General features: G+C 63.4%; 21 protein-coding genes. 9 read left to right on the top strand and 12 right to left on the bottom strand.

Annotation, left to right across the window (positions count from 1 at the left end; all coding sequences use genetic code 11):
- Positions 1-4 precede the first annotated feature (4 nt).
- The 8 genes from OOJ09_RS09215 (at position 5) to OOJ09_RS09180 (ending at position 8,783) form a co-directional block, all read left to right on the top strand.
- Entirely contained in the window at positions 5-1,258 is a 1,254-nt protein-coding gene (locus tag OOJ09_RS09215; RefSeq protein ID WP_269904920.1) for an ABC transporter substrate-binding protein, read from the top strand.
- Positions 1,259-1,349: 91 nt separating this feature from the next.
- Entirely contained in the window at positions 1,350-2,306 is a 957-nt protein-coding gene (locus OOJ09_RS09210; protein ID WP_269904919.1) for a carbohydrate ABC transporter permease, read from the top strand.
- Positions 2,303-3,247, top strand: coding sequence for a carbohydrate ABC transporter permease (locus OOJ09_RS09205; RefSeq protein ID WP_269904918.1), 945 nt, complete (start codon positions 2,303-2,305; stop codon positions 3,245-3,247). The genes OOJ09_RS09210 and OOJ09_RS09205 overlap by 4 nt, the downstream gene beginning before the upstream one ends.
- Positions 3,248-3,251: 4 nt before the next feature.
- A complete protein-coding gene (locus OOJ09_RS09200) occupies positions 3,252-4,367 on the top strand; it encodes an ABC transporter ATP-binding protein (RefSeq protein WP_269904917.1) in 1,116 nt (371 codons plus the stop codon).
- A 5-nt stretch (positions 4,368-4,372) separates the two neighbouring features.
- Positions 4,373-5,890, top strand: coding sequence for a GMC oxidoreductase (locus OOJ09_RS09195; protein WP_269904916.1), 1,518 nt, complete (start codon positions 4,373-4,375; stop codon positions 5,888-5,890).
- A 151-nt stretch (positions 5,891-6,041) separates the two neighbouring features.
- The gene (locus OOJ09_RS09190; protein ID WP_269904915.1) at positions 6,042-6,803 is read left to right on the top strand and encodes a 3-ketoacyl-ACP reductase; all 762 of its coding nucleotides are present in this window, start codon (positions 6,042-6,044) and stop codon (positions 6,801-6,803) included.
- A gap of 12 nt (positions 6,804-6,815) precedes the next feature.
- A complete protein-coding gene (locus OOJ09_RS09185) occupies positions 6,816-8,444 on the top strand; it encodes a GMC family oxidoreductase (protein ID WP_269904914.1) in 1,629 nt (542 codons plus the stop codon).
- Positions 8,445-8,465: 21 nt separating this feature from the next.
- Entirely contained in the window at positions 8,466-8,783 is a 318-nt protein-coding gene (locus OOJ09_RS09180; protein WP_269904913.1) for a Dabb family protein, read from the top strand.
- 111 nt (positions 8,784-8,894) lie between these two features.
- Here OOJ09_RS09180 and OOJ09_RS09175 read toward each other — a convergent pair whose 3' ends face one another.
- From OOJ09_RS09175 to OOJ09_RS09120, 12 genes are all read right to left on the bottom strand, one after another.
- Positions 8,895-9,740, bottom strand: coding sequence for an EamA family transporter (locus OOJ09_RS09175; protein WP_269904912.1), 846 nt, complete (start codon positions 9,738-9,740; stop codon positions 8,895-8,897).
- Positions 9,741-9,747: 7 nt separating this feature from the next.
- Positions 9,748-10,665, bottom strand: coding sequence for an endonuclease/exonuclease/phosphatase family protein (locus tag OOJ09_RS09170; RefSeq protein WP_269904911.1), 918 nt, complete (start codon positions 10,663-10,665; stop codon positions 9,748-9,750).
- A 97-nt stretch (positions 10,666-10,762) separates the two neighbouring features.
- A complete protein-coding gene (locus tag OOJ09_RS09165) occupies positions 10,763-12,313 on the bottom strand; it encodes a cation:proton antiporter (RefSeq protein WP_269904910.1) in 1,551 nt (516 codons plus the stop codon).
- Between the two features lie 395 nt (positions 12,314-12,708).
- On the bottom strand, positions 12,709-13,773 hold the full coding sequence (locus OOJ09_RS09160; protein WP_269904909.1) for an ABC transporter ATP-binding protein: 1,065 nt from the start codon (positions 13,771-13,773) through the stop codon (positions 12,709-12,711).
- 16 nt (positions 13,774-13,789) lie between these two features.
- A complete protein-coding gene (locus OOJ09_RS09155; protein ID WP_269904908.1) occupies positions 13,790-14,581 on the bottom strand; it encodes an ABC transporter permease in 792 nt (263 codons plus the stop codon).
- Positions 14,578-15,492, bottom strand: coding sequence for an ABC transporter permease (locus OOJ09_RS09150; protein WP_091577905.1), 915 nt, complete (start codon positions 15,490-15,492; stop codon positions 14,578-14,580). The genes OOJ09_RS09155 and OOJ09_RS09150 overlap by 4 nt, the downstream gene beginning before the upstream one ends.
- 64 nt (positions 15,493-15,556) lie before the next feature.
- Positions 15,557-16,663, bottom strand: coding sequence for an ABC transporter substrate-binding protein (locus tag OOJ09_RS09145; RefSeq protein WP_269904907.1), 1,107 nt, complete (start codon positions 16,661-16,663; stop codon positions 15,557-15,559).
- Positions 16,664-16,905: 242 nt separating this feature from the next.
- Positions 16,906-18,078, bottom strand: coding sequence for an iron-containing alcohol dehydrogenase (locus OOJ09_RS09140; protein WP_269904906.1), 1,173 nt, complete (start codon positions 18,076-18,078; stop codon positions 16,906-16,908).
- Between the two features lie 17 nt (positions 18,079-18,095).
- Positions 18,096-19,484 carry an aldehyde dehydrogenase family protein gene (locus tag OOJ09_RS09135; protein WP_269904905.1) on the bottom strand — a complete coding sequence of 463 codons (1,389 nt, stop codon included), beginning with the start codon at positions 19,482-19,484 and terminating at the stop codon, positions 18,096-18,098.
- Positions 19,485-19,625: 141 nt separating this feature from the next.
- The gene (locus tag OOJ09_RS09130) at positions 19,626-20,996 is read right to left on the bottom strand and encodes a glutamine synthetase family protein (protein WP_269904904.1); all 1,371 of its coding nucleotides are present in this window, start codon (positions 20,994-20,996) and stop codon (positions 19,626-19,628) included.
- Between the two features lie 87 nt (positions 20,997-21,083).
- Positions 21,084-22,640, bottom strand: a complete 1,557-nt coding sequence (locus tag OOJ09_RS09125; RefSeq protein WP_269904903.1) for an amino acid permease — start codon at positions 22,638-22,640, stop codon at positions 21,084-21,086.
- Positions 22,641-22,661: 21 nt separating this feature from the next.
- Positions 22,662-23,477, bottom strand: a complete 816-nt coding sequence (locus OOJ09_RS09120) for an N-formylglutamate amidohydrolase (protein ID WP_269904902.1) — start codon at positions 23,475-23,477, stop codon at positions 22,662-22,664.
- Between the two features lie 144 nt (positions 23,478-23,621).
- Between OOJ09_RS09120 and OOJ09_RS09115 the strand changes: the two genes are divergently transcribed.
- On the top strand, positions 23,622-24,449 hold the full coding sequence (locus tag OOJ09_RS09115; RefSeq protein ID WP_269904901.1) for a MurR/RpiR family transcriptional regulator: 828 nt from the start codon (positions 23,622-23,624) through the stop codon (positions 24,447-24,449).
- Positions 24,450-24,457 lie beyond the last annotated feature (8 nt).

Genomic DNA, 24,457 nt, shown 5'->3' with positions numbered 1-24,457 from the left:
GTACATGTTGCGCAAACTGCTTATCGGAACGGCTCTCGCATCGGGCCTGGCTTTCGCGGCCCACGCCGAGGACGTCAAGGAAGTCCAGATGCTGCATTGGTGGACGTCGGGCGGCGAAGCGGCTGCTCTCAACGTCCTCAAGGGCGACCTGGCCAAGGAGGGCTTTGCCTGGAAGGACGTGCCGGTGGCCGGCGGCGGCGGCGACGCTGCCATGACCGCGCTGAAGGCAATGGTCGCGGCCGGCAACTACCCGACCGCCTCGCAGATGCTCGGCTACACCGTGCTCGACTATGCCGCTGCCGGCGTGATGGGCGATTTGACCGAGACGGCCAAGAAGGAAGGCTGGGACAAGTCGGTTCCGGCCGCCCTGCAGAAGTTCTCGGTCTATGAAGGCAAGTGGGTCGCGGCTCCGGTCAACGTCCACTCGGTCAACTGGCTGTGGATCAACAAGGCCGTCATGGACAAGATCGGCGGCACCGAGCCGAAGACCTTCGACGACTTCGTTGCGCTGCTCGACAAGGCCAAGGCGGCAGGCGTGATCCCGCTCGCTCTCGGCGGCCAGAACTGGCAGGAAGCTACCATGTTCGACTCGGTCGTGCTGTCGACCGGCGGACCTGAGTTCTACAAGAAGGCCTTCAACGACCTCGACGACGCCTCGCTCAAGTCCGACACGATGAAGAAGTCGTTCGACAACCTCGCCAAGCTCGTCTCCTATGTCGACCCGAACTTCTCGGGCCGCGACTGGAACCTTGCCACCGCCATGGTCATCAAGGGCGATGCCCTGGTGCAAGTCATGGGCGACTGGGCCAAGGGTGAGTTCCACGCCGCCAAGAAGACACCGGGCACGGACTTCCTGTGCTATCGCTTCCCGGGCACGGACGGCTCAGTGATCTACAACTCCGACATGTTCGGCATGTTCAACGTCCCGGACGACCGCAAGGCCGCCCAGGTCGCATTGGCCACCGCCACCCTGTCGAAGAGCTTCCAGTCGGCCTTCAACGTCGTCAAGGGTTCGGTTCCGGCTCGTACCGACGTTCCGGACACCGACTTCGACGCTTGCGGCAAGAAGGGCATCGCCGACCTGAAGGCAGCCAATGATGGCGGCACGCTGTTCGGCTCGCTGGCCCAGGGCTATGGCGCGCCTCCGGCGGTCGCAAATGCCTACAAGGATGTCGTCTCGAAGTTCGTCCATGGTCAGATCAAGACCTCGGACGAGGCCGTGACCGAGCTGGTCAAGGCGATCGACGACGCCAAGTAAGCAATACGCACCAAAAATGCCTTCCCCGCTCCGGCGGGGAAGGCTCCGATCCGCGAGCCTGATTGGCCTCGCGTCGACGGGAGGGAGCCTCATGAGTACGGTAGCGACAAGCCAGATCAAGCTGACGCCGGAGCACGCCCGGCCCCGCGCCTCGGTGCGCTCGCGCCTGCAGGACGCCCTGCCGAAGATCGTGCTGGCGCCGAGCTTCGCCATCACCATCGTCTTCGTCTACGGCTTCATCCTGTGGACGATCTACCTGTCCTTCACCAATTCCAAGACCTTCCCGTCCTATGTCATCACCGGCTGGCGCGCCTATCAGCGGCTGTGGGGCTGGACCTTCGACACCGACCCGCCGTCGAGCTGGTACACGTCGATCACCAACATGGGCATTTTCGGCTTTCTCTATATCCTGATCTGCCTGGCGCTCGGCCTGTTCCTGGCCATCCTGCTCGACCAGAAGATCCGCGGCGAAGGCATGCTGCGGCCGATCTATCTCTACCCGATGGCGCTGTCCTTCATCGTCACCGGCGTCGCCTGGAAATGGTTCCTCGATCCCGGCCTCGGCCTCGAGCAGACCCTGCATCAGTGGGGCTGGACGAGCTTCCATTTCGACTGGATCAAGAACAAGGATTTCGTCATCTACACGGTGGTCATCGCGGGCGTCTGGCAGGCCTCCGGCTTCATCATGGCGATGTTCCTGGCCGGCCTGCGCGGCATCGACGGCGAGATCATGAAGGCGGCGCAGATCGATGGCGCCACCACCTTCCAGCTCTATCGCCGCATCGTCATTCCGCTGCTGCGGCCGATCTTCCTGTCGGCCTTCATCGTGCTCGCGCACCTCGCCATCAAGTCGTATGACCTTGTCGTGGCGCTGACCAGCGGCGGGCCGGGTGGCTCGGCCTGGCTGCCGTCCAACTTCATGTATGAGTACACCTTCAAGCGCAACGAAATGGCCGTCGGCTCCGCCAGCGCCGTGATCATGCTGATGACCATCGTCGCCATCATCGTGCCCTATCTCTATTCCGAACTGAGGGAGAAGCCGCGATGAGCGCTGTCACCACTCCCGCCCGTCAGGCCACTGGCGGCGTCAACATCAAGACCATCAACCGCATCGTCATCTACGGGCTGCTGGCGCTGTTTGCGCTGTTCTACCTGATGCCGCTGTTCGTCATGCTGGTCACCTCGTTCAAGACCATGGACGAAATCCAGAACGGCAACATGCTGGCATTGCCCAAGGCGCCGACCTTCGATCCGTGGCTGAAGGCCTGGGGCGAGACCTGCGTCGGCCTCACCTGCGCCGGCATCAAGGGCTATTTCTGGAACTCCATCAAGATGGTGGTTCCGGCGGTGCTGATCTCGACCATGCTCGGCGCCCTCAACGGCTACGTGCTGACCAAATGGCGCTTCCGTGGCGCAACGCTGGTGTTCGGGCTGATGCTGTTCGCCTGCTTCATTCCGTTTCAGTCGGTGCTGTTGCCGATGGCGACGATCCTGGGCAGCGTCGGCCGCTTCGGCGTGACGCTGCAAAACTCGATCGGAACGAATTTCGGCCTCGGCAATTCGACGGTCAATCTCGTCTTCGTCCATGTCGTCTACGGCATCGGCTTCACCACGCTGTTCTTCCGCAACTATTACGAGGCGTTCCCGACCGAACTGGTCAAGGCCGCCCAGGTCGACGGCGCCTCCTTCTTCCAGATCTTCCGCCGCATCATGCTGCCGAACTCGATGCCGATCTTCGTCGTCACCGTCATCTACCAGTTCACCAACATCTGGAACGACTTCCTGTTCGCCTCGGCTTACGCCGGCACCGGCGACGCGATGCCGATGACGGTGGCGCTCAACAACGTCGTCAACACCTCGACCGGTGTCGTCGAATACAACGTCAACATGGCCGCCGCGATGATCGCCGCACTCCCCACCCTTCTCGTCTATGTGCTCGCCGGCCGCTACTTCGTGCGCGGTCTCATGGCCGGCGCCGTCAAAGGATAACCCGATGGCTTTTCTTGAAATTGATGGTCTGAGGAAGCGCTTCGGCCAGGTCGAGATCCTCAAGGGGATCGACCTCGATCTGGAGAAGGGCGGCTTCCTGGTGCTGGTCGGCCCGTCCGGCTGCGGCAAGTCCACGCTGCTCAACACGATTGCCGGGTTGGAGACGATCACCTCCGGCGAAATCCGTGTCGACGGCCGCACGATCAACGATCTGCATCCGTCGAAGCGCGACATCGCCATGGTGTTCCAGAGCTACGCGCTCTACCCGAACATGACGGTGGCCGGAAATATCTCCTTCGGCATGGAAATGCGCGGCGTGCCGGCGGCGGAGCGGCAGAAGGCGATCGACAAGGTGGCCAAGGTGCTGCAGATCGGCCATCTCCTGCAGCGCAAGCCGAGCCAGTTATCGGGCGGCCAGCGCCAGCGCGTCGCCATGGGCCGGGCGCTGGTGCGCGACCCAAAACTGTTCCTGTTCGATGAGCCGCTGTCCAACCTCGACGCCAAGCTGCGTGTCGACATGCGCATCGAGATCAAGCGCCTGCATGCCACCACCGGCACCACCATCGTCTACGTCACCCACGACCAGATCGAGGCGATGACGCTGGCGACCAAGATCGCCGTGATGCGCGATGGCGAGGTGCAGCAGTTCGGCACGCCGGCCGAGATCTACAACAACCCGACCAATCTCTTCGTCGCCGACTTCATGGGCTCGCCGGCGATGAACCTCATCCCCGCGACGATCGGCACCAACGGCAATGCGCTGTCCGTCGTGCTGCAGCGCGAGGCGCGCGAGCCGATCTTGCTGCCGATGGCAAATGCACCCGCCGGCCTGTCGGCTTTCCAGGGTAAGCCGATCATCTTTGGCGTTCGCCCGGAAGCCCTGACCGATCCGGAAGGCGCCGAGCGCAACGCCTCCAACATCGCCACCGCCGACCTTCACATCGAGGTCGTGGAACCTGCTGGTTCCGACACCTTCGCCGTCACCAATCTCGGCGGCAAGGGCGTGGTGGCGCGGCTGCGCGCCGACGCCAACATCCAGCCGGGCACGGTGACGCCGCTCGCCTTCAACCTGACCAAGGCAGTGTTCTTCGATCCGGCGACCGAGAACCGCATTCGCTGACGGCTATGACAAATCCGGACATCGTCATCATCGGCTCCGGCATCGGCGGCGCCACGATCGCCTCCGGTCTGGCGGGCAGCGGCGCCTCGATCCTGATGCTGGAGCGCGGCGAGCCGTTGCCGGCGACACCGCATGCGCGCGACACACGCTCGATCTTCGTCGACGGCCATTACCGGCCGAAGGAGATGTGGCGCGAGGCTGGCGGTGCCGCCTTCAACCCCGGCAACTACTACTATGTCGGCGGCAATTCGAAATTCTATGGCGCGGTGCTGATCCGCTACCGCAAGCAAGACTTTTCCGCCATGGAGCATTTCGGCGGCGTCTCACCAGCCTGGCCATTTTCCTACGACGAATTCGAGCCCTGGTATTCGAAGGCCGAGCAGCTGTTTCGCGTGCGCGGCACGCTGGGCGAGGACCCGACCGAGCCATTCCACTCGATCCCCTACGCCTTCAAGCCGGTGCCCGACGAGACGCCCATCGCGCGTGCCCGCGCCGAGCTCAGGGGACTCGGCCTGCATCCAGCCTCGCTGCCGCTCGGCGTCGACATCGACACCTGGCTGAAGGAGGGCAAGACCGGCTGGGACGCTTTCCCGAACACCGGCCAGGGCAAGGTCGACGCGCAAACGGGACCACTGACGGCGGCACTGACCGACCAGAACATCAAGCTCGAAACCGGTGCTTACGTCGAATATCTCGAAGCCTCGGCGGATGGCAGGACGATTGTCGCCATTCACTACCGCCAGAATGGCGAGTTGAAAAAGGTAACGCCGAAGCTGGTCATCCTCTCCGCCGGCGCGGTCAATTCGGCCGTCATCCTGCTGCGCTCGCCCTCACCCGCCAATGGCAAGGGAGGCGGAAAGGGCCTTGCCAACCGCTCCGACCAGGTCGGCCGCAATTTCATGAACCACAATTCGAGCGCCATGCTGGCGATCGATCCGCGCCGCCGGAACGATGCGGTCTACCAGAAGACGCTGATGCTGAATGACTACTATCTGTCAGACGGCAAGGGCGGCAAGCCGCTCGGCAACGTTCAGCTGCTCGGCAAGATCGACGGCAACATGCTCAGAGCCAATGTGAAGTCAGCGCCGAAATTCGCGCTCGACTTCATGGCCGGCCACGCCATCGACTGGTACCTGATGTGCGAGGACCTGCCCGATCCTGAAAGCCGCATCATGGTCGATGGCAAGGATATCGTCATGCAGTGGCGGCGCTCCAACATGCAGTCGCTGGACGGCCTGACCAAGGTGATGCGCGAGAATTTCCGCGCCTGCGGTTATCCCCTGGTGCTGTCGCGCCCCTTCGACAAGCGCACCCCTTCCCACCAGTGCGGCACGGTCAAGATGGGCGATGATCCCGCCACCGCGCCGCTCGATCCGTTCTGCCGCTCGTTCGACCACCGGAACCTGTTCGTCGTCGACGGCGGCTTCCTGCCCAACTCGGCAGCCGTCAACCCGGCGCTGTCGATCGCAGCACAAGCGCTGCGCGTCGCCGACCACATCCGCAAGACGGAGCTTGCCGCATGATCGGTTGGCGCCCCTCACCCTTACCCTCTCCCCGCGAAGAACGGGGAGAGGCGGACGCCAGCGTTGCGGCCATCTCCCTTCTCCCCGTCACTATACGGGGAGAAGTGCCCGGCAGGGCGATGAGGGGCAGCGCCCGCAAGGCCAGCTTTCGATGATCCGGCCCGCAGCCATCGTCACCGGCGGCGCGCGCGGCATCGGTCTTGCCTGCGCCGAGGCACTGGCGGATGCAGGTTTCGATATTCTTGTTGCTGATCTTGCTGAAACAGCTGCTGACGGGCTAGCCGCCGACATCACCGGGCGCGGCGCGAAATTCGCTTATGTCCCGTGCGACATCGCCGATCTCGCCAGTCACGCAGCCCTCGTCGATGCCGCGATCAGCGCCTTCGGCCGCATCGACTGTCTCGTCAACAATGCTGGCGTCGGCGCTGTCGTGCGCGGCGACCTGCTCGAACTGAAACCGGAGAATTTCGACCGCGCGATCGGCATCAATCTGCGCGGCACCGTCTTCCTCAGCCAGGCGGTAGCCAAGGCCATGCTGGCTGCCCCTGCCGACTCGCCGAGATCGATCATCACCATCACCTCGGTCAGCGCCGAAATGGCCTCGCCGGAACGATCGGACTACTGCATCTCGAAGGCTGGCCTTTCGATGTGGGTGAAGAACCTGGCTCTCAGGCTCGCCGCCGAGAATATCGGCGTCTTCGAGCTGCGGCCGGGCATCATCCGCACCGACATGACGGCAGGCGTGGCCGCCAAATACGACGCATTGATTGACGGTGGACTAGTGCCGGCAAAGCGCTGGGGCGAGGCATCAGACATCGGCGCCGTGGTGGCGACCCTGGCTGGCGGCAAGCTCGGCTTCTCGACCGGCTCGATCATCAATGTCGACGGCGCGCTCTCCGTGCCGCGACTGTAAGTGGATAGTGTCATGACCGACTATATCATCGTGGGCGCCGGCCCGGCCGGTTGCGTTCTGGCCAACCGGCTGAGCGAGGATCCGGCGAATTCGGTCCTGCTGCTGGAGGCCGGCGGCAAGGACTGGCATCCCTACATCCACATGCCGGCCGGCTTCGCCAAGATGACCAAGGGCATAGCCTCCTGGGGCTGGTCGACCGTGCCGCAGAAGCACATGAAGGACCGCGTCTTCTGGTACACGCAGGCCAAGGTGGTCGGCGGCGGCTCCTCCATCAACGCCCAGATCTACACGCGCGGCAATGCCCGCGACTATGATGCCTGGGAGAAGGAAGAGGGCCTGACCGGCTGGGGCTATCGCGACGTGCTGCCCTACTTCAAGCGGGCCGAGAACAACCAGCGCTACGCCAACGACTTTCATGGCGACCAGGGCCCGCTCGGCGTGTCCAACCCGATTTCGCCGCTGCCGATCTGCGAGGCCTATTTCCGCGCCGGCCAGGAGATGGGCATTCCCTTCAATCCGGACTTCAACGGCGCCAGCCAGGAAGGTGTCGGCTACTACCAGCTGACCCAGAAGGACGCGAGGCGCTCCTCCGCTTCCGTCGCCTATCTCAAGCCGATCCGGGCGCGCAAGAACCTGACCGTCAGGACCGATGTGCTGGTGACCCGCATCGTCGTCGAGAAAGGCCGTGCCATCGGCGTCGAGGTTGTCGACAGGCCAGCAGGCGGGAAGACAATCCTGCGCGCCGAGCGCGAGGTGATCGTCTCCTCCGGCGCCATCGGCTCGCCCAAGCTCCTGATGCAGTCCGGCATCGGTCCGGCCGACCATCTGAAGTCGGTCGGCGTGACGCCGGTGCACGATCTGCCCGGCGTCGGCTCCAACATGCAGGACCATCTCGACCTGTTCGTCATCGCCGAATGCACCGGCGACCACACCTACGACAACTACGCCAAGCTGCACCGCACGGCATGGGCTGGCCTGCAATATCTGCTGCTAAAGAAAGGGCCGGTCGCCTCCAGCCTGTTCGAGACCGGCGGCTTCTGGTATGCCGATCCGACAGCCGCCTCGCCCGACATCCAGTTTCATCTCGGCCTCGGCTCCGGCATCGAAGCCGGCGTCGAGAAGCTGAATAATCCGGGCGTCACCCTGAATTCAGCCTTCCTGCGGCCGCGCTCGCGCGGCACCGTGCGGCTGAACAGCGGCGACCCGGCCGACCATCCGCTTATCGACCCGAACTACTGGTCCGATCCCTATGATCGCGCCATGTCGATCAAGGGGCTGCGGCTGGCGCGCGAGATCATGCGGCAGAAGGCGCTTGCCCCTTATGTGCTGCGTGAGGTGCTGCCCGGCCCGTCACTCGCCAGCGACGACGAGCTGTTCGACTACGCCTGCCGCAGTTCCAAGACCGATCATCACCCTGTCGGCACCTGCCGCATGGGCCATGACGACATGGCGGTGGTGACGCCTGATCTGCGGCTGCGCGGGATCGAAGCCTTGCGCGTCTGCGATGCTTCGGTAATGCCGCGCGTGCCCTCCTCCAACACCAATGCACCAACCATCATGGTCGGCGAAAAGGGCGCCGACCTGATCCTCGGCCGCGAGCCGCTGCCGCCGGCGGTGTTTTCCGGCAACCGCGCGGCGTGACAGCCGAGAAGGAACAATCCGATGATCAGGCACTGTGTCTTCGTCAAATTCCGCAATGATGTTGGCGTTGGTGAACGCAAGGCGATCCACGCCGACCTCGAGGCATTGCGACGGGTGATCGACGGCATGGACACGGTCCAGTTCAGCGCCAATGTCAGCCCCGAGCCGTTCGCGCGCGGCTTTACCCATGGCTTCACGATCGATTTCCGCGATGCCGCGGCGCGTGATGCCTATCTGGTGCATGAGGCCCATCAGCGCGCCGGCGCCCGGCTGGTCGCGGCGCTCTTAGGCGGCACGGATGGATTGATGGTCTTCGATCTCGATCTTACGAAAAAGTGACCGCCGGTTTTCGAAAGCCGGCTGAGCGCTGTTCTCATCTGCCAACCGGGCGTCATCCGCTTCAGTCCGGGAGCGACGCGGCAGGTGATGACTTTGCTCAGCTGACGGCAGTTATCCCAGTCGAAGTGCCACGACACCGGCGACGATGCTGAGCGCGGCGGCGCCGCGCCAGCCGGTCATCTTCTCGCCGAGCGCGAAAACCGAGATCATCATCGCGAACAGGATCGAGGTCTCGCGCAGTGACGCCACCGAGGCGATCGGAGCCTTGGTCATCGCCCACATCACGATCCAGTAGGCAGCGCCACTGAGCACACCGGTGAACAGCCCCGTCTTCCAGTCGCGCGCCAGCACCGGCAGCGACCGCGGCCCACGGAAGACGATGCACAGCACCAGCGCCCATAGCGCGTCGCAGATGAACAGCCAGGCGGCATAGCTCGACGCGGTGGCGGCGAGCCGCGCGCCACTGCCGTCCGACAGCGTGTAACTGGCGATGAAGATCGAGGTGCCAAGCGCGAAACCGACGGCGCGCAGGTTCAGCTTTTCCAGATGCGCGCCACCGCGAAACGACATCACCAGCGTGCCGGCCGACAACAGAGCGATGCCGAGAATGGCAAGCGGCGCAGGAACCTCCTTGACCACCACCATGCCGCCGAGAGCCGCGAGCAGTGGCGCGGTGCCGCGCGCCAGCGGATAGGTCTGGGCGAAATCGCCGGCCTTGTAGGCGCCGATGAGGAATGTCCGGTAGCCCATGTGGAAGAAGACAGAGGCGATGATGTAGGGCCACACTTCCGCTTTCGGCACCTCGACGAAAGGCAGCGCAATGAGCGCAGCACTGCCCATGCCGAGCGTCATCAGCGTGATCGACAGGAAGCGGTCGAGATGCACCTTGACCAGCGCGTTCCAGATCGCGTGCATGGCGGCGGCGGCTAGCACCGCGAAAAAGACGAACAAGGTCATGTGCGGCTCATCGGCCTCCAGAGGTGGCGGCGATGCCAGAGGTCTCCAGGTCGATGTCGATCCGCAGCGGGAAATGGTCCGACGCAACCTCGCCGATATCGGCGCTGACCGAGCGCACGCGCCCGGCGAACATGCCGCCAACGAAGCAATGATCAAGCCGGCGCTTGGTGAGCTTGCCGTCGATGGTCTTCACATGGGTGTGGAAATCCGCGGCCGGCTCGCTGGCGACGGCAGCGGCATCGATGAAGCCGTCGAGATAGGCGGCTCCGCGATGATAGGGCGTGCTGCCGACGATGCGGCGGTATTCGGCGCTGCCCGGTTCCATGTTGAAGTCACCCATCCAGATCGCCGCCAGCGGGTTCTCCGGCTCGGCTTCGCCGCTGGTCCAGTTGCGCGCCGGCTCGTCATCGATGCCGCTCCACGGGCCGCCATCGGAAGGCGCCCGGCGGTGCTCGGCAAGCAGATAGTCGATCTGCTCCAGCCGCTCCTCGGCCGCGATATGCGCGAGATGCAGCGACAGCACCCGCACCGGACCCGCCGGCGTGCGGATCATGCATTCGAGCGCCGCGTTACGCGTGTTGAGCGGCCGCAGCGTACGGCGCATCGGCAGCGCATGCAGCCGTGACCAGATGATCGGCAGCTTCGACAGCACCATGGTGCCGAACTGCCGGCGACGGTTGACGATCCGGCCGTCATGCCGTTCGCTGGCGTCCATGTCGAAGGCCGGACCATAGACCCAGTGATAGTCCGGCAAGAGGCGGGAAAGCTGCTCCGGCTGGTCGTCGAAATTGCTGCGCTGCCAATGGCGCTCGACTTCCTGCAAGGCAATGATATCGGCGCCCGCAATGACGCGCGCGGCACGCGAAAGATCATAGTGACCGTCACCGCCGAATCCGTACTGGATGTTGTAGCTGACCAGCTTCATTGCTTATCCGGCTCAATTTCGATGTTGGCAGTAACGGTTCGGCGATGGCCTTGCAATGGACCGCCACGATGGCGTGGCTGGGCCAGGAGCAGACACCCTATGTGGTAAGAGGCTGGAACCGCCCAGCGGGCGAGGCCGCCAGTTCCGACCAGTCGATTTCCTCTTCCAGGCGATGGTAGGCTTCGTCGCCGATCGTGCCGTTGCGGCGCAGTTCCTCCAGCGCGTCGCGCTGGCTTTTGATGGCATAGAGGCGCAGCCGGTCATACTCCGTCGCCGCTTGCGCGTTTTCCGGGTTTTCGGCGATCGTGCGCTGGGCCGTATACTGCTCGCGGACGGCGGCGGCCGCATTCGATGTCTTGCCGCTCAACACGTTGAGCGCGGCCTGCATGATGGCGACGCGCGCCCGCGCCACTTCGCGGTCGACTGTCGTGTCCGGATCGAGGTTGAGCAGGCGCAGCAGCGGCTTCAACGTCATGCCTTGCAGCACCAGCGTGCCGAGAACGACCGCGAAGGCGGCAAGCACGATCGGATCGCGGCCAGGGAAATTGGCCGGCAGGGCAAAGGCCGCAACCAGCGTTACCAGGCCGCGCATGCCGCACCAGCCGATGAGCAGGCCGCCGCGAACCGACGGCGCTTCTCGCCTTTGGTCCTCGCTGCCGAACCCGGCAAGCCATCTGATGATCACGCCGTAACCCAACACCCAGGCGAGGCGCGACACGATGACGACGGCCAGCACCGTTGCGGCAAAGACGAATGCTTCGCCCTGGCCTTCCCCGGCAAGCCGGCCGACGATCGACCGTGCCTGCAGGCCCATCAGCACAAAGGCCAGCACGTTGAGCACGAAGACCGCCGACTCCCACACCGAATAGGTGCTGACACGTCTCCTTGCCGATATGCGGCGCGGCGCCCTCCGCGCGAGGGTCATGGCATAGACGACGATGGTGATGATGGCCGAAAGGCCCAGCCTGTCGGCCAGGATCCAGACTGCGAATGTCCCGGCGAACTGCACCACCGTGCTGCTTGCCGCATCCTCGATACGGGTAAGCGTCAGCAGCGAAAAGCGGCCAAGCAGATAGCCCGCGACCAGACTGCCTATGGTTGACAGCAGGATCGTCGGAATGGCGTTGCTCAGCATGATCGAGCCAAGTGTTGCCGAAACCGCCAACCTGTAGATCAGGAGCGCGGTGGCATCGTTGAGCAGGCTCTCGCCCTGCAGGATGGCGGTGATGCGGTGCGGCACCTTGAACTGCCCGAGCACGGCCGACGCCGCGACCGCGTCGGGCGGCGCAACGATGGCGCCGAGCGCAATCGCCGCGGCGACCGGCAGTCCGGCCATTTTCCAGCCGACGAAAGCAACGACCGCCGTGGTGAAGATGACTGCGCCGAGCGCCAGGGCCACGAGCGGCAACCGGTAGCGGTTGAGATCCCGCAACGATGTATCGTAGGCCGCATCCAGAAGCACCGGGGCAATGAACAACGCCAGCGCCAGCTCCGGGTCGATCTCGATCATCGGCGCGCCAGGCAGGAAGGCAATCCCAACCCCGGCCAAAGCCAGCAGGGACGGATAAGGAATCTCCAGCCGTCGCGACAGTCCCGTCAGCGCGACGGCGATCAGCAGGAGGACAAGTGTGAGTTCGAAAAGAGCCATGGCTCGTTATATCCGGAAGCAGAACTGGCGGCAGTAGCTGGCCAACACCATGCCGTTGATTGGTCATCGCGTACAGGCCGACTGGCGGAACGCCTGGAACTTGTGGCGTACTGCTCCCAGCATGCCGCACAAGCCCACACCGCGCCGATGGAAGCGCTGCCTGGCTTTCAGATAGCGGTGCGGCCGCTCATAGCGCCGGCTCGAAAACGCCCGATTTGGGCAGGCCAGGGTGTGTCGAGATTCAGGTCAGGCCGAGGCGGTGTCGAAGACGGGCGCGAAGCGACCAAACAAGGTGGCTTCCGATACCCGGAGCGGAGCGTACTTGAAGCATGTGAGCGCCGGAAGCGCTGGAAACCGGCACTCGCAGGTCGGCATCACCTGAATATCGGCACGGCCTAATGCAGCACCAGCATATCGCTCGACGAAAACGAAATCTCGGCCTTCTCGCCGACCGCTGGCGGCGGCGTTGCCGGGCTGTTGAACGTGTCGAGCGAGACCGTGTTGCCGCCAATACCGACCCGAACCCGGATCACCGAACCCAGGAAATGCACTTCGGAGATTTCGCCCGAAAGGCTGGAGTCGCGGCCGGGCTGTCGGCCAAGCGAAATTGCCTCGGGCCGCAGCGCCAGCGACAGCGTGTCGCCCGACTTGGAACCGTTGAGCTTGCCCTTGAGCAGGACTTCCTCGCTGTTGACGCGGACCTTGCCCGACGCGGCGTCGGTGACGGTGCCTTCCAGCACGTTCAGCGTGCCAACGAAATTGGCGACGAACTTGGTTGCCGGGCGGTTGTAGATCTCGAACGGCGTACCCACCTGCTCGGCCTTGCCGCCATACATGACTGCGATGCGATCCGAGATCGACAGCGCCTCTTCCTGGTCGTGCGTCACGAAAATGGTGGTGATGCCGAGCTTCTTCTGGATCGAGCGGATTTCCTCGCGCAGTGACACGCGCACCTTGGCGTCGAGCGCCGACAGCGGCTCGTCGAGCAGCAGCAATTTCGGCTTGGGCGCGATGGCGCGGGCCAGCGCGATGCGCTGCTGCTGACCGCCCGAAAGCTGATAGGGATAGCGGTCCGCCATCTGTGGCAGCTTGATGATGCCCAGCATTTCGGCGACACGGACATCGATGTCCGCCTTGGACATGCCCGCGACCTTCAAGCCGAAGCCGATATTCTGCGCCACGGTCAGGTTCGGGAACAGCGCATAGGCCTGGAACACCATGCCGACATTGCGCTGGTTGGGCTTCAGCCTTGTGATGTCCTTGCCGCCTACGACGATCTTGCCGGCGCTCGGCTCCTCGAAGCCGGCGACCATGCGCAGCACGGTGGTCTTGCCGCAACCGGACGGTCCGAGGAAGGAGACAAATTCGCCGCGCTCGACGTCGAGATTGAAATCCTCCACGACCGTAGTGGCGCCGAAGGACTTTCGAACGTGCTGGATGGAGAGGAACGGGTCGGCCATGGAGTTGTTCTTTCGATCAGTTCGGGCGGTTGGCCGATTTCGGCGCGAAGCGTGACAGGATCTGGATCAACGACATGCACCCCCAGGTGATGGCGAAGGCGATGATGGCGAGGGCCGCCGGCTCGTAGGCGCGGTTGGCACCGATGTTTTGCAGGTAGGGACCGAAAGCCGGCCGATTGAGCAGGCTCGCCATGGTGAATTCGCCGATGACGATCGCGAAGGTGAGGAAGGCGCCAGAGAGCACCGCGATCAGCACGTTGGGCAGGATGACGCGGGTGATGATCGTTCCCCAGCCGGCGCCCAGAATCTGCGCCGCCTCCGTCAGTGTGCGCACGTCGATGGTCCGCAGACCGGTATCGACGGCTCGATACATATAAGGCAGCGCCAGTGTCGCATAACCGATGACCAGCAAGGCATTGGTGCCCGTGTCGGTCGCCAGGAACGGCAGCGGTGAATTCGAGCCATACATTCTGATATAGCCGAAGACGATGACGATGGCCGGGATGACCAGCGGCAGCAGGGTGATGAACTCGACGACCGGCCTGAGTTGCGGCAGGCGAAGCCGGATCCAGTAGGCAGCCGGCACCACGATGAGCACGCCGAGGATGATGGTGAAGATGGCGGCAAGCACCGAATAGCCGAACGTCGCCTGGAAGCGTGCGTCGCCCAATACGACCTTGTAGGCGTCGAAGGAATAGACGCCGCGCCGCATGCGCATGGAGAACTCCACCGTCGCGATCAGCGGAATGAAGAAATAGGCCGCGCCCAGCGCGAAGACGACCCAGGACCAGAACCTGCCGGCCTTCATTTGAGCCACCTCTCGGAACGGGTGCGGAACCAGATGTAGAAGACATTGGCAAGACCGGTGATGACGATCATGCCGAAGGCGATGGCATAGCCGAGATGGGCATTGTGCAGCACATCTCCACGGATCTGGGCATAGAGCAGGATCGGCACGATGTTGAGCGACGAGCCGGTCAACGCATAGGCAGTGGCGATGGCGCCGAAGGCATTGGCGAACAACAGGATCACGGTGCCGAGGAAACTCGGCCAGATCACCGGAATGACCACCATGCGCCAGTACTGCGCCATGGTCGCGCCCAGCGTCGCGGCGGCCTCGCCCCATTCCTTCTTCAGCCCGTCAATGGCTGGCACGATGATGACCACCATCAGCGGGATCTGGAAATAGACATAGGTCAGCGTCAGGCCCCAGAACGACAGGATGTTGAAGCCGTGCGCATAGATGTTGAGGCCGAACAATGTGTTCAGGAGCACCGTCGCCAGGCCGAGCCGGCCGAGCGTGGCAAGGAAGGCGAAGGCCAGCGGCACGCCGGCAAAATTGGAGGCGACGCCGGAAAACGTCAGTGTCGCCGAACGTATCCAGTCCGGCAGGCCGCCGCGCACGATGGCGATGGCAATCGCCAGGCCCGCAAAGGCGCCGATCAGCGACGAGGCCAGACTGACCTTGATCGAAATCCAGTAGGCGGCGACGATCGACGGCTGTGCCAGCGCCGCAATATTCTCGAAGGTGAACTCACCCGCATCATTCTGGAACGCGCCCAGCATCAGATAAAGCGTGGGCAGGATCAGGAACATGATGGCGAAGATGAAGAACGGCGCGACGCCAAGCCATTGCGTCGGCAGCCGCAAGGCGCGCGCCTCACCGGGGGGCACGGTCTTCCCCGCGATGGCCTGATTGGAAAGCGAGAGATCGGTCATGCGCCAGCTACCGTCATCGAGGGAGTCCGGGCGGCCATGGGGCCGCCCGGATCGATTTCAAGTGTTACTTGACGTTGGCGCCGACAACGGCGTCCCAGTTCTTGGTGATGGCTTCCTTGGCCTTGCCCTGCTCGTCGAGCGTCGGGAACACCGCGGCCGCATAGGACTCGGCCGGCGGCAGCTTGGCCAGCACGTCCGCCGGGATCTTGCCGTTCTTGGCGAGATCGTTGAAGCGGATCGGGTGGCAATAGCCCTTCAGCCAGGCGACCTGACCTTCGTCGGAATAGAGGTATTCCAGCCAGAGCTTGGCTGCATTCGGATGCGGCGCAAAGGCGCTGATCGCCTGCACATAGACGCCGGCGACGACACCGGTCTTCGGCACGACGACGTCGACGGGCGGGTTGCCCTTCAGCGTGTCGCGGCCGGCGAGCGCGTTGTAGTCCCAGGTGACGAGGATCGGGGTCTGGCCCTGGGCGAGCGTGGCGGCCTTGCCGATGACCGGCACGAAGTTGCCGGCGGCGTTGAGCTTCTTGAAGTAGTCGAGGCCGGCGGTGCCGGCGGCTTCGCCAGCGGCGGCGCCTGACGACAGGCCGGCGGCGTAGACCGCCTGGATGGCCTGGTTCGAGGCGCGCGGATCACCGGCAAGGGCTACCGAGTTGGCGAATTCCGGCTTCAGCAGGTCGGCCCAGTCCTTCGGCGATTCCTTGACCAGGTCCTTGTTCACCTGGAAGGAAAGCACGCCGTAATAGTCGCCGGTCCAAAACCCTTCCGCATCCTTGGCGCTGTCGGGGATCGAGTCCCAGGTCGACACCTTGTAGGCCTGGATCAGGCCGTCCTTCTTGGCGGACGGACCAAACGACAGGCCGACGTCGATGACGTCGGGAGCCTGCGGGCCCTTGTTGTCCTTGTTGGCCTTGATCGCCTCGACCTCATCGCCGGAACCGGCATCGGGGTTGAGTTCGTTGATGGTGATTTCCGGATACTTCGCCTTGAAGCCGGCGATGACGTCGCCGTAGCCGCACCAGTCATGCGGCAGGGCGATGGTGGTGAGCTGGCCTTCTGCCTTCGCGGCCTTGACGAGATCGTCCATCGAAGCCGAGGACGAAATCACCGTCGACGCAAAAAGCGCCGCGGCCGAAAGGGAAAGCACCTTCCCCGTGAATTTGAACATGTGTTCTCTCCGTTGAACTGACGCCGTTGGACGCCTGCGATGCGGTAGCGTTTTCATGTGACAGCCAGATGAAAGCTTTATGAAACCGGCTGCTCGCAGTACGAAAAAGTAAACTCTTTTTAACCTGATGTAGCAATCGCCTCGCGATTCTTTTTCCGGCTAACTAGTTTCTGCCTTGCCCGTCATCCTCCCCCTTGTTTCTGTAGCCCCTTTTCAGATCAATTTCCGGCGCGGAAAACGTCTCAGACCGTGCCGGCGATGGCGTTTTCGAGCAACGTCAGCGCGGCCTTCTTGGTCAGCTTGACCGGGTTGCCGCCGGCGGTCGGATCGACCACCGCCATGTCCGCGATCAGCCCCTTGCGCTTCTTGTCCATGTCGAGACCCTTGATCAGGCCCGGCAGCGCATGCGGCACCTTCAATTCCTTGCGCAGCTTGATGATCGCCTTGGCAAAGCCGTCAAAGCCACCCTTGATGCCGCAATAGGCGGCGAGCCGCGCGATGCGCACCTCGATGGCATCGCGGTTGAAGGCCAGCACATAGGGCATGAACACGGCGTTGGTCATGCCGTGATGGGTGTCGTAGAGCGCGCCGATCGGATGCGACAGCGAGTGGATGGCGCCGAGCCCCTTCTGGAAGGCGGTGGCGCCCATGGCGGCGGCGCTCATCATATGGGCGCGCGCGACGAGATCCTTGCCGTTGGCATAGGCCTTCGGCAGGTTTTCGAAAACGAGCCGGACACCCTCGACGGCGATGCCGTCGGCCATCGGATGATAGCCCGGCGCGCAATAGGCTTCGAGACAGTGGGCGAGCGCGTCCATGCCGGTGCCGGCTGTGATGAAGCCAGGCATGCCGACCGACAGTTCCGGATCGGCAATGACAATGGCCGGCAGCAGCTTGGGATGGAAGATGACCTTCTTGGTGTGCGTCGCCTCGTTGGTGATGACGCCGGCGCGGCCGACCTCCGATCCGGTTCCGGCCGTGGTCGGCACCGCGATGATCGGTGCGATCGCATCCGAATTGGCGCGTGTCCACCAGTCGTCGACATCCTCGAAGTCCCATACCGGCCGCGTCTGGCCGGCCTGGAAGGCGATCAGCTTGCCGAGATCGAGCGCCGAGCCGCCGCCGAAGGCGATGACGCCGTCATGCTTGCCCTTCTTGAACACGGCGATGCCGGCGGTGAGGTTGGATTCGACCGGGTTGGGCCTCACCTCGGAGAAGACGCCATAGGGGACCTTGGCATCGTCGAGGATCTTCAGGGTCGACGCGACGACCGGCAATTTCGCCAGGCCCGGATCGGTGACGAAAAGCGGCCGCTTGATGCCGGTGGCCGCCAGAACCTCGGGCAGTTCCTTGATGCGCCCGGCGCCGAAGCGGACGGTGGTGGGGTAGTTCCATTTGGAGATCAGCTTGGACATTTTTGTCTTTCAATAAATCAGATGGCTTCACGCAGGTGGAATGACTTCGGCCTTGTCAGATTGTCGTAGCCGATGGCCGACAATGCGGCACCCTTCCCAGTGTCCTTGACGCCGGTCCAGACCAATGCCGGATCGAGATAGTCGCAGCGGTTCATGAACACCGTGCCGGTCTCGACGCGGTTGCCGATCGCCACCGCATGCTCGGTGTCGCGCGTCCAGATCGAAGCCGTCAGCCCATAGGGACTGTCGTTCATCAGCGCGATCGCCTCTTCATCGTTACGCACCTTCATGATGCCGACGATCGGGCCAAAGCTCTCCTCGCGCATGACGCTCATCTGATGATCGACTTCGGTCAGCACTTCCGGCGCCAGATAGGGCGAGCCGGCCTTGTCGTTGCCCACCTTCATGTTGATGTGCGCCTTGGCACCCTTGCGCAGCGCCTCGGCCTTCTGCTCGCGGATCAGGTCGGCGAAGCGCGCCTGTGCCATAGGCCCCATCGTCGTCGCCTGGTCGAGCGGATTGCCGACCACATAGTTCTTGGTCTCGGCGATGAAGCCTTCCACGAATTCGTCATAGACCTTCTCATGCACGTAGACGCGCTCGATGCCGCAGCAGCACTGGCCGGAATTGTAGAAGGCGCCGTCGACCAGATTGGCGACGGCATGATCCATCTTGGCGTCCGGCAGCACATAGGCCGGATCCTTGCCGCCAAGCTCGAGGCCGAGCGTCATGAAGGTGCCCGCCGCCGCCTTTTCGATGGCGCGGCCGCCGCCGACCGAACCGGTGAAGTTGACATGGTCGATCTTGCCCGAGCCGAGCAGCTTCTCGGTCTGGGCGTGGTTGAGGACGACATTCTGGAACACGCCCTTGGGCAGGCCGGCCTTGTCGAAGGCCTGCTGGAAACGCTCGCCGACCAGCAACGTCTGCGCCGCATGCTTGAGGATGACGGCGTTGCCGGCCATCAGCGCCGGCACGATGGTGTTGACGGCGGTGAGGTAAGGATAATTCCAAGGCGCGATCACCATGACCACGCCGAGCGGATCTTTCTTCACGTAGCGCCGGAACCCTTCCTTCGGATTGGAGGCCGGCACCGGCCGCAACGCCGCCTCGGCGATCTCGACCATGTAGTTCGTGCGTTCCTTGACGCCGCCGAACTCGCCGCCGTAACGCACCGGACGCCCCATCTGCCAGGCGATCTCCGGCACGATCTCGTCGGTCATCGCGACCAGCGCCTCCAGCATGGCGAGCATGTACTTGCCGCGCTCCACGATCGGCGTCTCAGCCCATTTCTCCTGCGCCGCCTTGGCGCGCTCGACTGCGGCATTGATCGCCTGGTCAGTCGCTATCGGCCGCTCGGCATAGATCGAGCCATCGACGGGGGATATGATTTTGACCGTTTCGGTCATTTTGTAAGTCCTCACACTTCTGCAACAATCGAAAAATCGCGTGGCTTGGCGCTGCCCCTCATCCGCCTGCCGGCACCTTCTCCCCGTTCTTCACGGGGAGAGGGTAAGGGTGAGGGGCGGCGTCAACGTTCGCAGGCTACCTTAATACCGCTCGAACCCCCTGTGCAGTTCCCAATCCGTGATGCGGCGGTCGTATTCGAACTGCTCCCACTTTGCGGTGTGGACATAGTGTTCGAGCACGTCGTCGCCGAGCGCCTGTTTCAGCATCTTCGACTTCGCCAGCGTCTCGGTCGCATCGCGCAGCGTCTTCGGGATCTCCGGCAAACGAGATGCCTGGTAGGCGTCGCCGACGAAAGGCTTCTGTAGTTCGAGCTTCTCGTCGATGCCGGCAAGGCCGGCTGAGATCAGCGCGGCAAAAGCGAGATAGGGGTTGAGGTCGGCGCCGCCGATGCGGCATTCCATGCGGATGCCCTTGGTGCCTTCACCGCATAGGCGGAAGCCGGCGGTGCGGTTGTCCTCGCTCCACATGATCTTGGTCGGCGCGAAGGTGCCGGCCTGGAAGCGCTTGTAGGAATTGATGTAGGGCGCCAGGAACCAGGTGAACTCCTTGGCGTACTTCAACTGCCCGGCCGCCCATTGCTGGCCGAGCGTCGACAGCGTCCAGTCGGCCTTTTTGTCGAAGAACAGCGGCGTCTTGCCGTCGGCGCTCCACAGCGAATTGTGGATGTGGCTGGAATTCCCGGCGAACCCGTAATTGTACTTGGACATGAAGGAAATCGCCTTGCCCTCGGACTCGGCGATCTCCTTGGCGCCGTTCTTCAGGATGACGTGGCGATCGGCCATGTCGAGCGCCTCGGCATAGCGCACATTGATCTCTTCCTGACCCGGGCCCCACTCGCCCTTGGAGTTCTCGATCGGGATGCCGGCTGCTTCCATCTCGTTGCGAAGCCGGCGCATGACGCCTTCTTCCTTGGTGGTGATGCCGATCTGGTAGTCGCCGATATAGGGCGATGCGGTGTCGAGGCCCTGCCAGTGCTTCTTGCGGGCGGAATCGTAGGTCTCGTTGAACAGGTAGAATTCAAGTTCGGAAGCGAAATAGCCGATATAGCCGCGCTCCGTCAGCCGCTTGACCTGCTTCTTCAGGATGGCGCGCGGCGAATGCGGCAGATCGTCATGAGTGTGGTGGTCGAGCACGTCGCAGATGACAAGTGCGGTCTTTTCCAGCCACGGAATGCGCCGCAGCGTGGCCAGATCCGGCTTCATGACGAAGTCGCCATAGCCCTTGGACCAGCTCGCCGCCTTGTAGCCCGGCACCGGCTCCATATCGATGTCGGCGGCCAGGAGATAGTTGCAGCCATGCGTTTCATCATGCGCGGAATCGACGAAGTATTGCGCCAGGAAGCGTTTCCCCGCCAGCCGCCCCTGCATGTCGACGATGCAGGCCAGCACCGTGTCGATCTCGCCACTGGAGACCGCTTTCTTCAACTGATCGAACGAGAAATTTCCGGCCATTCCTTTGGCACTCCAGCGCTTTTCGATTGAAAGGGGTAAACAGAACCATGGCCGGCGCGATGCCGGCCATGGTCACAATGTTTGATGTCAGTGGCCCGTCTCGCCGACAGCCTGTTCCGCCGCCTTGATGGCCGCCTGACGCGCAGCGATGATATCGCCGAGCGGCGGACCCTGGAAGCGGTTCCGCTCGAAGGCAAACCAGACGATCGCCGTCAGGATGAAGAAGCCGACGGTGATGTACAGCGCCCAGTCGTTCGGCGGCTGAATGCCGATGACGAAGATAAGGATCATCGACAGGATCGACAGGAGGGCGAACAGCATGAACACGCCGCGCCCCATGTTCCACGGCCCCATCTTGTCCCACTTCGGCGTCCCCCAGGCCAACATGCCGAGCACGATCGGCACGGTGAAAGAGAGGAACAGGAAGATGACGGTGCAGGACACGACGATGGTGTAGGCCGAGGTGCCGGCAACCGAAACCAGCGTAGACCCCCAGACGAACAGCACCGACAGGATCGAGGCCGTCCAGATCGCCGCCACCGGCGTGCGATAGGTCGGGCTGACCTTGGCGAGTGCCGCCGAACCCGGCAGGCCTCCGTCACGCGAGAAGGCGAAGATCATGCGCGACGCCGAGGTCACGGTTGCAAGGCCGCAAAGCAGCTGCGAGACGAACACGACGAGGTAGACGAACTCCTTGACGCCGGGGCTGACGCGCTGGTCGAAGGCCCAGAAGAACACATTCCAGCCCTGCTTGGCAGCATCGTCCATGTTCGGGATCATCAGCACGAAAGCGACGAGGAACAGATAGCCGAACAAGGCCGACCAGACCACCGACATCACCATGGCGCGCGGCACGGAAGAAGCCGCCTTGATGGTCTCCTCCGAGGTATGCGCGGAAGCGTCGTAGCCGGTGATCGTATAGATCGGCAGCAACAGGCCGAGTGCGAACACCCAGGCATTCGACACCGACGGCCACACGCCGCCGCCAGCATCGCCGGAGTAATTGTGGAAGGTGAAGAGACGGCTGAAATCCCAATGTTCGGCCGAAATCAGACAGACCACTGCGATCAGGATCGCGCCGAAGAAGATCAGATAACCCGAGAAGTCGGTCAACTTCGCTGTCAGCTTGATGCCGAGGTGGTTGATCAGCGCCTGGAGACCGGTGACGACGACCAGGAAGATCATCTGGTTGGTCAGCGTGCCCTCGATGCCGAGCGCCGGTCCGAAGGCGCCGACGAAGAACGTCCAGGTGCCGACATTGATGGCGCCGAGCACGGTGATCAAGCCGAGCAGGTTGAGCCAGGCCGTCACCCAGCCGGTGCCGCGGTTACCGAGGATCGAACCCCAGTGATAGAGGCCACCGGCGGTCGGATAGGCCGAGCTGATCTGCGACATCGCGACCGCGAAGGTCAGCGACACGAAGCAGCCGACCAGCCAGCCGATGCCGATGCCGATGCCGCCGGCGCCTGACGTGCCTTGCGCCAGCGAATTGATACCGCCTGACAGGATGCAGATGATGGAGAAGGAAACTGCGAAGTTCGAAAAGCGGCTGAGCCGCCGCTCCAGTTCCTGGGCATAGCCCATGCTGTGGAGGGCCTTTACGTCCTCCGCCTTGTCAACTTCTGTATAACCCGGTGCTGCCATTTTGGTTTCCCCTGTTGGTTCTTAGCTGGCCGATTGAACTGACTTGCCGACTGCTGGTCGAGAGCCCTTGGCCTCCTCTGGCTCCAGATCAGAAAAAATGCCCGTGAGCAGATCCGCCCATTTCCGCTGCCCGGCTTCGCCGGCGATTTCGTCATTGCGGATTTCGATCATCGCGCACGGCAAGCCGCGCGAACGTGCGTGGCGTTCCAGCGTGAAATAGACGCGGTCGGCCGGCGAATAGGGTTCGTTGACACCCACAGTGACCCCGGCAAGCCGCTTCAGCGCGGCAATCAGCGGGGACGCCAGCCGGCGATCGTCGTCGTGGATGATGCCGATATGCCAGGGCCGGCTGCGGCCTTTGTAGACCGGAGTGAAGGAATGCACGGAAACCAGGCGGGTCTCCTGCCCGCGCGCCAGCCTGTCTTCGACAATGTGCTCGATGGCGCCATGGAACGGCTGCCACGACAAGGCGACACGCGCCGCACGCTGCTTTTCCGACAGGCCGGTATTGCCCGGTATCGCTGTGGTCTCGCTGACCGGCGGCACCAGATCTGGCGCGTCGAGCGGCCGGTTGCAGTCGATGACGAGGCGAGAAATACGGGTTTCGACCAGCGTCGCGTCGAGCGCCTCGGCCATGCGCTGCGCAACCGGCAGCGCGCCCGGGTCCCAGGCGATGTGGCGGGACAGGTCCTCGGCGGCGAGGCCCAACGTTCCGAATTCGGCCGGCAGGAAATTCGAGGCGTGATCGCAGGTCAGCACGAAAGGGCTCGATCCGCCCGGGTTCGTCACCCTCACGGTATCAGACGATGCAAGGCTGGCGGGCCGTGCTTTCTCCATAGTCTGCCGTCCCCGGGGAGCGCTGTATCGTATGTTACGTATTTTGCCTCATTGCGTCCCTATGGATGATTTCATACAGTTTACCCGGCTTTGTCAAATGCGATTTCGGAAAAGACCGTGGGCCAGGCCAGGGATGGGGAAAAGATGATTTCCAGCATTGCCGAATTGATCGCCGACCGCCTCGGTACGATGCCGGCCAGCGAAAGGCGGGCGGCACAGACGCTGATCGCCAGCTATCCTATGATCGGCCTGAAAACGGTTGCCGAATTCTCGGCCGCGGCCGGCGTTTCCTCGCCGACGATCCTGCGCTTCGTCGCCCGGCTCGGCTTCCAGAACTATCCGGAATTCCAGTCGAGCCTGCAGGACGAACTGGCTGCACAACTGCAGTCGCCGGCGACAAGGACGCTCAACCCGCCCTCGCCCGGCGGCGGCACCGTGTCACCGATGCTGGAAGCGACGCTCGACAACATGCGCGAGACCTTCAGGCACCTGTCCGACAAGCAGCTTGCCGACATCGCGGCCCGGCTCGCCGACCGGCGTGGCAAGACCTTCCTGATCGGCGGCCGCTTCACCGATCCGCTGGCGCGCTACATGGCCGCCCACCTCGCCATCATCCAGCCCGATGTCTTCCACCTCGCCGGGCAAGAAAGCATGTGGCGCGACCGGCTGATCGACATGGGCAAGCGCGACGTGCTGGTGATCTTCGACATCAGGCGCTACCAGGACAGCCTCGTCCGCTTCGCCGAGAAGGCGCATCAGCGCGGCGTGCAGATCGTGCTGTTCACCGACCAATGGCTGTCGCCGATCGCCCGTTTTGCCCGCCATGTCATCGCAGGACGAACTGCGGTGCCATCGGCATGGGATTCCTCCGCTGCCCTATTCGTCGTCGCCGAAACGCTGATCGGCGCCGTCACGAGGCAACTGGAGGCAAAAGGCGCCAAGCGCATCCGCGAGATGGAAAGCCTGCGTTAGGCCGTCAG

Origin of the sequence: Mesorhizobium qingshengii, assembly GCF_027563465.1 — a bacterium.
Lineage (GTDB): Bacteria > Pseudomonadota > Alphaproteobacteria > Rhizobiales > Rhizobiaceae > Mesorhizobium > Mesorhizobium qingshengii_A.
Note: the sequence above shows the minus strand (reverse complement) of the source record. Positions and strands in the feature narration are given on the sequence as shown.